Origin of the sequence: Dactylosporangium cerinum (assembly GCF_042653625.1) — a bacterium.
GTDB lineage: Bacteria > Actinomycetota > Actinomycetes > Mycobacteriales > Micromonosporaceae > Dactylosporangium > Dactylosporangium cerinum.
Genome location: NZ_JBHSIU010000110.1, coordinates 168,306 through 178,262 on the forward strand (window position 1 = coordinate 168,306; position 9,957 = coordinate 178,262).

The following is a 9,957-nucleotide window of genomic DNA, read 5'->3' on the forward strand; positions in this document are numbered from 1 at the left end:
CCCCGGCGCGCCGTCATGCCCCGCCATCGTCCAGCGTCAGCCGGTCGGTGACAAGACCCGGTCGCCTTCCACAGCGGGCTTCCGGGCGCGGAACGCGAGCAGCAGCAGTACACCACCGGCAAATGCGACGACAGCACCGGTGGTGGCCGTGATGTGCATGGCGGTCATGAATGCCTGGTTCGCCGCGGTGGCCAGGTCGGGCTGGTGGAGTTGCTCCGCGACCGCGCGGGTGTGCTCGGCCGAAGGGGCGGCGGCGTCGCGGGCCGACGGTGGCAGCCCGGCCAGGGCCGGCGCGATCCGGTCCCGGTAGGTGGCGGCCAGGATCGTGCCGAGCAGCGCGATACCCAGCACGCTGCCGACCTGCCGGACGGTGTTGTTGACCGCGGAGCCGGCGCCCATCCGGTCCAGCGGCAGCACCGCGATGACGGCGGCGACGGTCGGGGCGATCGCCATGCCCATCGCGATCCCGCTGACGAACCCGACGGTGCAGAACCACAGCAGCGGCGTGTCGAGGCCGAAGGTGAGGTTGGCCAGGAAGCCGGCGCCGACGACCAGCAGCGCGCCGCCGCTGACCGGGCCGACCCTGTAGCGTTTCGCCAGTCGTGCGCCGAGGCCGGAGCCCACCGCGACCCCGATCGCGCCCGGCAGGAACGCCAGGCCGGTGTCCAGTGCCGACATGCCGCGGGCGCCCTGCAGGTAGAAGTTGCCGTAGAACATCTGGCCGGTGATGCCGAAGAACAGTGCGGCGAGGGCGAGGTTGCCGGCGCTGAAGCGGCTGTTGCGGAACAGCCGCGGGTCGAACGACGGCTCGGCCGAGCGCCACTCCACGACCGTGAACAGCGTGAGGACGGCGAGGCCGCCGAGCACCGGCGCCCATACCTGCCAGCGGGCCCAGTCGGTGTTCTGGCCGGCCTCGATCAGGCCGTACGCCAGCAGCGCCAGACCGCCGGTGGACAGCAGCAGGCCGAGGGGGTCGGGACGGCGCCGCTGCACGAGCTTCGGGTTGGGCACCACCAGCAGGACGCCCACCAGGGCGATCGCGACGACCGGGAGGTTGACGAGGAACACCGAGCCCCACCAGAAGTGGTCGACCAGCACCCCGCCGAGCAGGGGGCCGAGCGCGACGCCGACGCCGCTGGACGCGGACCAGGCCGCGATCGCGCCGGCCCGCCGTTCGGCCGGGAACGTCGCGCCGATGATCGCCATCGAGGTCGGCATCATCATCGCCCCGCCGAGGCCCATCAGGCCGCGGGCCAGGATCAGGCCGGTGGCGTCGCCGGCCCAGGCGGCCCAGATCGAGGCGGCGCCGAAGACCGTGAGGCCGGCGACGAGGATCGTGCGGTGCCCGTATCGGTCGCCGAGCGCGCCGGCGGCGAACAGCGCGGTGGCGAACAGCAGCGCGTACGACCCGACGGCCCACTGCAGTTCGCCGGGGGTCGCGCCGAGACCGGTCCGCGGGTCTGCGATGCGCTCCAGGGCGATGCCGAGGATGGTCGTGTCGATCCAGATCAGCACCGCGGCGAAGACGAGCACCGACAGCACGCGTCGCTGCTGAGGTAGCTTTATTGACAGGTCCCTGACGGTCATGGCTTCACTCTGGCAAGAACGTCAGGTACCTGTCAATAGTCGCACGGCGCACAATGGTCCGGTGAGTACCGAAGAAGCCTGCTCCACGTTCCTCGTCCGGCATGCGTGGCTGAGCCTGCGCGGCGTGGTCGCCGAGGCGCTCGTCGAGCACGACCTCTCGGTGGCGCAGTTCGCCTCCCTGCTCCTGCTGCAGGAGTCGCCGGGCATGTCGGTGGCCGACGTCGCCCGCAAGGTCTCCACCGCCCGCCAGTCGGCCAACGAGATGCTGGGTGGCCTGGAGCGGGCCGGCCTGGTCGAGCGCCGCCAGCACCCCACCGACCGGCGCTCCCAGCAGATCTTCCTGACCGCGGCGGGGTCGGCACGGCTGGAGGCCGCCCTGCCGACCGTCCAGGCCGTCGAGGACCGCCTCTCCGCCGGGTTCAGCGAATCGGACCTGGCGGTCGTTTCCGCCTGGCTGCACCGCATGGCAGGTGCCTCATCCGGTATCAATGAGGAGATTTCGACCCTCTGATCTGGACATTTTGTGTTCCGAGTCACACCATGGAGGGACTGACGTACTCGCGGCGGAGGTGCGTCCCATGGAACTGCTCGGTGGCATTCAACGGGTGGAGCACGCGATACAGACGCCGGCCGGAGACCCGGCCTGGCGACCGGCGGTCACACAGGCCGTCGCCCAACTCAAGGCGGCCTTCGCCGCCCACGTCCGGGAGACCGAAGGGCCGTCCGGGCTCTACGCAGGCGTTCTCGGTGACGCGCCCCGGCTCGCGCAGGGGCTCTACGGGCTCGTCGGCGACCACGAGACCGTCTGGGAGGCCCTCGACGAACTCGAGGGGCACCTCGACGAGATCGATGGCTACGACGGGAAAGCGGGGTCGTTCGGCTACCGCCACGAGGTGGTCTGCCAGGACGCCGCCCGCCTGATCCGGGAGGTGTGGCAGCACCGGCAGCGCGGCGCCGATCTGCTCTACGAGGCGTACGACACCGACATCGGCGGCGAAACCTGACGGTCTCCTTACGGGCCCGGCGCGGATTCGGCTGCGGCAGAAGCAGCGCTCTACGCTCGGACGATGGGGCAGCGTGTACTGGTCGTCGATGACGACCCGACCGTCAGCGACGTCGTGCGGCGATACCTGGAGCGGGAGGGCTTCACGGTCGAGCTTGCCGGCGACGGGCAGCAGGCGCTGGATGCGTACGACGCCGAACGCCCGGATCTCGTCGTCCTCGACCTCATGCTGCCCGGCATCGACGGGCTGGAGGTCTGCCGCCGGCTGCGCGCCCAGGACCGCGCCCTGCCGATCATCATGCTCACCGCGCTCGGCGAGGAGTCCGACCGGGTCCTCGGCCTGGAGCTCGGCGCCGACGACTACATCACCAAGCCGTTCTCACCCCGCGAGCTGGTGCTGCGCGTGCAGTCCGTGCTGCGCCGGGCGGTGCCGCTCGTATCGGAGGACGTCTTCGTCGACGGTGACCTGCGGGTCGACGCCGCCCGGCGGACCGTCGTCCTGCGCGGCCGCGAGCTGGCTCTCACCGTGCGCGAGTTCGACCTGCTGGCGTTCCTGATGCGCAACCCCGGCCGGGTGCTGCGCCGGGCCGAGTTGCTCCAGCAGGTCTGGGGATGGACCTTCGGCGACCAGTCGACCGTCACCGTCCACATGCGACGCCTCCGGGAGAAGGTCGAGGAGGACCCGGCCCAGCCCCGCCGCATCCTCACCGTGTGGGGCGTCGGCTACCGGTACGAATATGCGTGACGTCTTCTTCACCTTCCTGATGGCCCTCGGCGGCTCGCTCGCCGTCGCCGTCGCCGGGCTGCTGGTCCTGCGCGGGCCGCTGCGGGGCCGCTCGGTGACCGCGCACATCGTGGTCCTGCTGCTCGTCACCGTCGTCAGCGTGCTCGCCGGCATTCTCGGCGCCTCGATGGCGATGTTCATCTCCGACCACGACCTGCAGGTGTTGCTCATCGTTGTCGGCACCGCCGCCACCGTCAGCCTCGCCGTGGGCCTGTGGGCCGGGCGGCACCTGGCCAGGGCGAGCATGTGGGCCACCGAGGCACGCGAGCGCGAGCGGGAGGCCGAGGCCCGGCGCCGGGAGCTCGTCGCCTGGGTCTCCCACGACCTGCGCACGCCTCTCGCCGGGCTGCGGGCCATGACCGAGGCCCTCGAGGACGGCGTCGTCGCCGACCCCGCGACGGTCGCCGACTACCACCACCGCATCAGCGCCGAGACCGAGCGGATGGCATCCCTCGTCGACGACCTCTTCGAGCTGTCCCGCATCAACGCCGGCGCGCTGCGCCTCACCCTGTCCGACGTCCCCCTCGGCGACGTGGTCTCCGACGCGATCGCCTCCGCGACGCCCCTCGCCGAGGCCGCCGGGATCTCGCTCGTGGCCGGCTCCGACGGGTGGCCGACCGTCCGGGGCTCCGTCCCGGAGCTCTCCCGCGTCGTCAACAACCTCGTCCGCAACGCGATCCGCTACACCCCGCCGGACGGCACCATCGTCATCACCGGCGGGCAGGACGCCGCCGGTGGCTGGCTCGCCGTCAGCGACACCTGCGGCGGCATCCCCGAGGCGGACCTGCCCCGGGTGTTCGACGTCGCGTTCCGCGGCACGCCCGCCCGCACCCCGGCCCGCGACGCCGGTGGCGGGCTGGGCCTCGCCATCGTCCGCGGGCTCGTCGAGGCGCACCACGGGGAGGTCGCGGTCGACAACGTCAACAGCGGCTGCCGCTTCGTCGTGCACCTGCCCGCTGTCGCCTAGACCGGTTTCTAGACCGGCATCCCGTCGAGGGCGTGCTGGCAGGGGTCGTCGGGGTGCTCCGGCAGCGCCGGGACCACGTCCAGCAGCACCGACCGCAGCCGCTCGGTGTTGGCCGCGAACACGGCGAACACCTCGTCCATGGTCACCCCATGATCACCCTCGACCCCCGCGTCGAGGTCCGTGACCAACGCGATCGAGGTGTAACACAGCGCCAGCTCCCGGGCCAGGACCGCCTCGGGGTGCCCGGTCATGTTCACGACAGCACCACCCATCGCGGTGAACCACCGCGACTCGGCCCGCGACGAGAACCGCGGCCCCTCGACGACCACCATCGTGCCGTCGTGCGTCTCGATCCCGTGCTCAGCTGCGATTTTCGTGACCGCGGCCCGCCCCGTCGCGCAATACGGGTCGGCGAAGTTCACGTGCACCGCGCCCGTGTCGTAGAACGTCTGGATCCGGCCCGACGTCCGGTCGATCAGCTGATCCGGCACCACGAACGTGCCCGGCCCCAGCTCAGGCCGCAGCCCACCGACCGCGCACGGCGCCAGGATCTGCCGCACCCCGATCTCCCGCAACGCCCAGAGATTCGCGCGGTAGGGAATCCGGTGCGGCGGGAACCGGTGGTCCTTGCCGTGCCGCGGCAGGAACGCCGTGCGCCGCCCACCGACCGTCGCCACCGTGACCGGGTCGGACGGCGCGCCGAACGGCGTGTCGAGCACATGTTCCTCGGCGTCTTCCAGCAATGAATACAGCCCTGAACCACCGATGACGGCAACGTCGGCGAGTGAGGTCACGCAACAGACCCTAACCGCGAGCGGCGGGTCAGGCTAATGTGCGAGACATGACGCTCGCACCCCGCCTCGCGACTCTCGCGGTTCTCGACGTCGGCTGGTGGGGCTGATGTCCTCATACGGGGATCTTGGCGGGAGCTCATCAGGAGGTCCGGACCCGGTCGGTGGGATATTCGGGGCACCGACCGGCCGGGGATCACCACGGCCGGGTAGCTCCAGCACCGGCCGCGGCACGTCGAAACAGCGTCGAGGGAGGGCGATGGAGTCGTTGACCGGCCGGCTGCTGGTGGCGACGCCCGCGCTCCGCGACCCCAACTTCGAACGCACCGTCGTCCTCGTCGTCGCCCACGAGGAAGGCGGCGCCCTCGGCGTGGTGCTCAACCGCGCCACCGAGGTCCAGGTCGCCGACGTCCTCGGCGGCTGGGGCGCCCTGGCCGGCGAGCCTCCCGTCGTCTTCGAAGGCGGCCCCGTCCAGCCCGAGGCCGCGATCTGCCTCGCCCGCACCCGCCCCGGCGTCGAAGACCTCGCCGGCTTCAACCGCGTCTCAGGCGCCGTCGGCACCGTCGACCTCTCCGGCGACCCCGACCTCCTGGTCGCCGGCGTCGTCGGCGTCCGGGTCTTCGCCGGCTACGCGGGCTGGTCCCCGGGCCAGCTCGAGCGCGAGATCGAAAGCGGCTCCTGGTTCGTCTTCGACGCCCTGCCCAGCGACGCCTTCGCCCCCCGCCCGGACGACCTCTGGCAGATGGTCCTGCGCCGCCAGGGCGGCCTCATGGCAGCGGTGGCCCATTACCCGGCAGACCCGACCCAGAACTAGATACCCGCTGTGAGACCCCCCGCGAGGTTGTGTACTATTCCGTGAGTGCCCGCGAGACCGGGGCACGCAGATGGGGACGTGGCGCAGCTGGTAGCGCACCACACTGGCAGTGTGGGGGTCAGGGGTTCGAGTCCCCTCGTCTCCACCCATCCTCGGAAACGACAAACGCCCTGGTAATCGCGGTGCACGCGATACCAGGGCGTCAATCGTTTCAGGACCTCAAGCGGCCCGCGTGCCAGATCCGTGCCAGATCAGGCGTTGATCTTGCTTCCTGCCTCCTCGATCAGGGCATCGAGAGCGGCGGCGATGGCGTGATCCCGGTCACTCGTAGCGTGCTGGTAGATCATGGCGGCGCGGGTGCTGGAGTGACCGATGCGGGCCATGAGTTCCTTCAGCGTCGCGCCGCCCCGCGCTGACCATGTGCTGCCGGTATGCCGCAGGTCGTGTAGGTGCAGGTCCAGATCAACCGGGATGCCAGCGTCCTTGAGCGCCTTCTTCCGCACTCGGTTGAAGTTGCGGCGCCGGGGGATACCTCCGGCCGGACCGATGAACAGCCGGCCATGTGGTCCGGACTGCGCGTAGGTGGCGATGTGCAGCTCAAGGGCAGCACGCAGACCCTGCGGCAGGCTGATCGTCCGTTTGCCCGCCTCAGACTTCGGGTCGTCATCCACTTGGGTGCCGTCCTCCATCTCGGCGGTTGCCTTCCGCACCACCAGCTCCATCGCGACCAGGTCGACGCTTCGACGGCGGAGCGCGACCAGCTCGCCGAACCGGAGCTGCGCGAAGGTGGCCAGGAAGACGAGCACGCGGTATCGCGGCTGGATCGCTGCGGCGATGGCGAACACCTGATCAAGCGTCGCCATCGGCCGCTCGTCCGCCTTGGCGGTTGCCGCACCCTTGATGCGGCATGGGTTGCGCCTGATCAGGTCATCGTCAACGGCGGTGTTGAAGACGGCGTGCAGAATGCGGTACGTCTTGGCCACGGTCGGCCTGCCAACTCCCGCACTGAGCAGCTTGGTTCGCCAGGTCCGGATTGTCGGCGCGCCGATCGCGCTGATGGCCAGGTCGCCGAGGTGGGGCAGCGCGTGGAGGCGGATGTGCCGCTCGTACTCCTCTCGGGTGCGCGGCTTCAGGTCGCGTTCGCGTAGCCAGTCGGCGATGTACTCGCGCAGCTCGACCTTGCCGCCGTCGGGGTCGAGCCAGTCGCCACGCAGGATGTCGGCCTCGGTCTGCACCAACCAGCGCTCTGCTGTCCGTTCCGTGCCGAAGGACGTCGGCGCGGTACGTGACAGGCCGTCCGGGCCGGTGTATCGCGCCTGGTACTTGCCCGACGGGAGTTTCCGCACGTTACCGAACCGGCGCTTGCGGCTCGTGTCCTTGCCGCCCATCAGGCTGCCTGCCGGCGGCGGGCCGGAGCCACCGTGCACGACTCGATGTAGGCGTTGAGAACGGAGGCCGCGATGCGGACGTGACGGCCGAACCGCTTGTACTCGATGCGGCGCTCCTCGATGAGCCGCCGGGGGAAACGCTCGGTCGTCCCGAGGATCTCGGCGACCTCGGCAACCGAGAGGTACCGGTCCCGGGCAGCCGTCTGCTGCGACTTCTGCGGCATGGTGAGCGCCTTTCGGTGGTCAGTCCGTTCTAGTGCAGGGGTGGTCGTCGGTCCTGGCGGAATGGCTCTCACGGACCGCTGTGCGGGCTCTGGAGCCAAGATCTTATGAACGTCGATGTCTTTGTCAGGGTTGATCCGCCTGAGGGGCTCTGAGGGGATAGTCGCTCCGGTCCGAAGCGGCGGGAGGGTGGTCATGCGGCACCGCCGCGCCGACGTCGCCCCGGGGTATCCGTACCATCCGTACCAAGCTCGTTTTGGCTGCTCAGGGCTGGTACGGATTGGTTGGCCGGTACGCTTTGATCCGTACCAGGGACATGTCGTGGTACGGATCGATCCGTACCAAGGGAAGAATCCGTACCGGGGTTGACCTGGGAAAACGACGTTGGTACGGATGGGACGGATTCCCCCCGCGTGGGTGTCGGGCAGTAGCGCTGCCACGCGTCGGTGAACGCGTCGCGGACGTACCCCTTGGCCTGCCCGACGGGGAAGCGGATGGTGTCGGAGCTGATGCCGAACTCCCGCAGCAGGTCGCCGAGACGCTTGCCGGTGAGGCCGGTCGGACCGAACCCCTGCCACGGCGCCTCGGGGTCGTCGTTCAGGGCGGCGAGCAGGTCGGCGGTGGTCGCCGCGGGCGGGTCGCCGAGGGTGATGAACGCGGCGCGGATGTCGGTCAGGAGCCGGATGCGGGTCGACACCTGCCCGCTGTCCTCGGCCTCGGCAGTGAGGACGGTCGCGGCGGTCCGCCCGCGTGCCGGCCACATGCCCCCGGCGAGGTCGGCAACCGCGATCAGCGGCTCCCAGGTGTCGGCGGCCCGGTCTTCCAGCGGCATGACCGGTTCGGCGCGCTCCAACTCGGCGAGGTTGCCGCGCAGCCACGCCGACAACTCCACGGCGACCTTCCGCAGCACCGGCCCGTCACGGCGGTGCCGGTACGGTGCCACGGTCTCTCCGGCCATCCGGCGGCGCATCCGCACCACCACGGCCCGGTCCTCGATGGTGTCGGGCATGGCGCCGATCCCTGCGAGCGCGGCCATCGCGAACGTGGGGATCTTCTCCAGCCGGTGCAGGTTGTTGTCCCAGCGGATCGCGGGCCGGTTGCGCTGGTGACCAGCGTTGAGCAGACCCCGGAGATCCTCGTTGGCCTCGGCGTTCTTCCCGCCGAAGATGGTGTCGGCCTCGTCGACCAGCAGCGTCGGCGGCGTGTCGGTGCCGATGGCCCGGTACACGGCGGCGGGTGAGGCGTTCACGGTGATGAGCGGGTTGCAGCACATGCCCTCGACCACGTCGAGCAGCCGGGACTTGCCGCAGCGCTTCTCCGGCGCGCGGATGACCAGTCGGGGCGCGTGCGCCCACGCGCACATGGCGTGCGTGGCGGCGATCCACAGCACGACCGCGTCAACGGCCTCGGGTGAGGGCAGGACCACGTACCGGGTGATCGTGGCGTGGAGCCGGTCGAGGATCGCGGCGCCGTCCGGCGTCTCGGTGGTGTCGCTCATGCTGCGATTCCTTCCGTGGCAATGTGTTCAGCGCGGAATCCGCCTTTGATGGCTTCGCGGATCTCCCGGTCGGTCTGGTGTGCCTGGCGGCCGGTCGCGGTGAGCGCCGCGACGGCGTCGGCCTGGTCGATGGCTCCGGCGGCGACCATGCGGGCGACGCCTCGGGCGGCGCCGTACAGGGCGCGGCGGTGTCCGCCTTTCGGGGCGCGGTCGACGCTGGCGAGGATCGAGGCGAGCAGGGCGTCAGGTGCTGAGATGGCCCCCGCGCGGCGCGTTGGAGTCGGGCCGGTCGGGGCGGCGACGGTGAGCGTGTCCCGTGGCCGGCAGAGCTCCACCAGCGCGGGGGCCATCTCAATCACCGGGTGACTGCCGATCCACCGGTACGGCTGTCCGGTGCGTGGGTGGATCGACGGTGGAGCGACGACGTAGCCGCCATCGGCCTTGAGGTCCACGCCCGGGTGGTCGGCGACCTGCGGGGCGAGGCGCCCGCCGGGGTGGCGGTAGAACAGGTGCCACCCGCCCCCGCCGGTCGCCACGCATGCCGTGCGCGGCATCAGGGCGTGATCCAGGGCGCCGCCGTTGCGCGGGTCGATGTCGACCACGGCCAGGTCAGCAACCGCGCCGGTGCGGATGGCGAGCATGCCGCGCGGGTGCGCCGCACACATCGCGGCGAGCCGGTCAAGGTCGGTCGTCGCGGCGTAGAACCCGTGGCAGGTCAGGCAACCACACGAGGCCGGGTCATGCTCGGCGCCCGCGTCCTTGCAGGCGTCGCAGTTGGCCAAGGGGCGTTTGGTACGGCCGAGCAGGAACACCGGCCAGCCGTGTTCGGCGTAGCCGATCGCGTTGCGTAGCAACGCCTCAGAGGCAGAGCGAAGCTCCATAATGGTTACTCCCGGGGTGGTT

The 9,957-nt window shown here is 70.7% G+C and carries 11 protein-coding genes and 1 tRNA gene; 6 read left to right on the top strand and 6 right to left on the bottom strand.

Annotation, left to right across the window (positions count from 1 at the left end; translation table 11 throughout):
* Positions 1–36: 36 nt before the first annotated feature.
* The gene (locus ACFPIJ_RS55125) at positions 37–1,542 is read right to left on the bottom strand and encodes an MFS transporter (RefSeq protein ID WP_380127586.1); all 1,506 of its coding nucleotides are present in this window, start codon (positions 1,540–1,542) and stop codon (positions 37–39) included.
* A gap of 106 nt (positions 1,543–1,648) precedes the next feature.
* On the opposite strand from ACFPIJ_RS55125, the gene ACFPIJ_RS55130 reads away from it, so the two are divergent.
* The 4 genes from ACFPIJ_RS55130 (at position 1,649) to ACFPIJ_RS55145 (ending at position 4,341) form a co-directional block, all read left to right on the top strand.
* Positions 1,649–2,098 (top strand): MarR family winged helix-turn-helix transcriptional regulator, encoded by a 450-nt coding sequence (locus ACFPIJ_RS55130; RefSeq protein ID WP_380127587.1) that lies wholly within the window; start codon positions 1,649–1,651, stop codon positions 2,096–2,098.
* A gap of 67 nt (positions 2,099–2,165) precedes the next feature.
* The gene (locus tag ACFPIJ_RS55135; RefSeq protein WP_380127588.1) at positions 2,166–2,591 is read left to right on the top strand and encodes a hypothetical protein; all 426 of its coding nucleotides are present in this window, start codon (positions 2,166–2,168) and stop codon (positions 2,589–2,591) included.
* Between the two features lie 63 nt (positions 2,592–2,654).
* Positions 2,655–3,335 (top strand): response regulator transcription factor, encoded by a 681-nt coding sequence (locus tag ACFPIJ_RS55140; RefSeq protein ID WP_380127589.1) that lies wholly within the window; start codon positions 2,655–2,657, stop codon positions 3,333–3,335.
* Complete coding sequence (locus ACFPIJ_RS55145; RefSeq protein WP_380127590.1) at positions 3,328–4,341, top strand: sensor histidine kinase; 1,014 nt, start codon at positions 3,328–3,330, stop codon at positions 4,339–4,341. Before ACFPIJ_RS55140 ends, ACFPIJ_RS55145 begins: the two co-directional genes overlap by 8 nt.
* A gap of 8 nt (positions 4,342–4,349) precedes the next feature.
* Here ACFPIJ_RS55145 and ACFPIJ_RS55150 read toward each other — a convergent pair whose 3' ends face one another.
* Positions 4,350–5,135, bottom strand: coding sequence for an S-methyl-5'-thioadenosine phosphorylase (locus ACFPIJ_RS55150; RefSeq protein ID WP_380127591.1), 786 nt, complete (start codon positions 5,133–5,135; stop codon positions 4,350–4,352).
* Positions 5,136–5,391: 256 nt separating this feature from the next.
* Between ACFPIJ_RS55150 and ACFPIJ_RS55155 the strand changes: the two genes are divergently transcribed.
* A complete protein-coding gene (locus ACFPIJ_RS55155) occupies positions 5,392–5,946 on the top strand; it encodes a YqgE/AlgH family protein (protein WP_033367449.1) in 555 nt (184 codons plus the stop codon).
* 72 nt (positions 5,947–6,018) lie between these two features.
* Positions 6,019–6,091, top strand: a tRNA-Ala gene (locus ACFPIJ_RS55160).
* A 106-nt stretch (positions 6,092–6,197) separates the two neighbouring features.
* Here ACFPIJ_RS55160 and ACFPIJ_RS55165 read toward each other — a convergent pair.
* The 4 genes from ACFPIJ_RS55165 to ACFPIJ_RS55180 all read right to left on the bottom strand — a co-directional run bounded on the left by ACFPIJ_RS55165 (position 6,198) and on the right by ACFPIJ_RS55180 (position 9,935).
* Positions 6,198–7,334 carry a tyrosine-type recombinase/integrase gene (locus ACFPIJ_RS55165; protein WP_380127592.1) on the bottom strand — a complete coding sequence of 379 codons (1,137 nt, stop codon included), beginning with the start codon at positions 7,332–7,334 and terminating at the stop codon, positions 6,198–6,200.
* The gene (locus tag ACFPIJ_RS55170; RefSeq protein WP_380127593.1) at positions 7,334–7,558 is read right to left on the bottom strand and encodes an excisionase family DNA-binding protein; all 225 of its coding nucleotides are present in this window, start codon (positions 7,556–7,558) and stop codon (positions 7,334–7,336) included. The genes ACFPIJ_RS55165 and ACFPIJ_RS55170 overlap by 1 nt, the downstream gene beginning before the upstream one ends.
* Positions 7,559–7,749: 191 nt before the next feature.
* Positions 7,750–9,054, bottom strand: coding sequence for a DUF3631 domain-containing protein (locus ACFPIJ_RS55175; RefSeq protein ID WP_380127594.1), 1,305 nt, complete (start codon positions 9,052–9,054; stop codon positions 7,750–7,752).
* A complete protein-coding gene (locus ACFPIJ_RS55180; protein ID WP_380127698.1) occupies positions 9,051–9,935 on the bottom strand; it encodes a bifunctional DNA primase/polymerase in 885 nt (294 codons plus the stop codon). The genes ACFPIJ_RS55175 and ACFPIJ_RS55180 overlap by 4 nt, the downstream gene beginning before the upstream one ends.
* Positions 9,936–9,957: the final 22 nt, after the last annotated feature.

What these genes read in the sequence shown, in the direction of transcription:
- ACFPIJ_RS55135 (WP_380127588.1), top strand. Translation starts at nt 2,166, where the DNA reads ATGGAACTGCTCGGTGGCATTCAACGGGTGGAGCACGCGATACAGACG.
- ACFPIJ_RS55140 (WP_380127589.1), top strand. Translation starts at nt 2,655, where the DNA reads ATGGGGCAGCGTGTACTGGTCGTCGATGACGACCCGACCGTCAGCGAC.
- ACFPIJ_RS55145 (WP_380127590.1), top strand. Translation starts at nt 3,328, where the DNA reads ATGCGTGACGTCTTCTTCACCTTCCTGATGGCCCTCGGCGGCTCGCTC.
- ACFPIJ_RS55155 (WP_033367449.1), top strand. Translation starts at nt 5,392, where the DNA reads ATGGAGTCGTTGACCGGCCGGCTGCTGGTGGCGACGCCCGCGCTCCGC.
- ACFPIJ_RS55165 (WP_380127592.1), bottom strand. Translation starts at nt 7,334, where the DNA reads ATGGGCGGCAAGGACACGAGCCGCAAGCGCCGGTTCGGTAACGTGCGG.
- ACFPIJ_RS55170 (WP_380127593.1), bottom strand. Translation starts at nt 7,558, where the DNA reads ATGCCGCAGAAGTCGCAGCAGACGGCTGCCCGGGACCGGTACCTCTCG.
- ACFPIJ_RS55175 (WP_380127594.1), bottom strand. Translation starts at nt 9,054, where the DNA reads ATGAGCGACACCACCGAGACGCCGGACGGCGCCGCGATCCTCGACCGG.
- ACFPIJ_RS55180 (WP_380127698.1), bottom strand. Translation starts at nt 9,935, where the DNA reads ATGGAGCTTCGCTCTGCCTCTGAGGCGTTGCTACGCAACGCGATCGGC.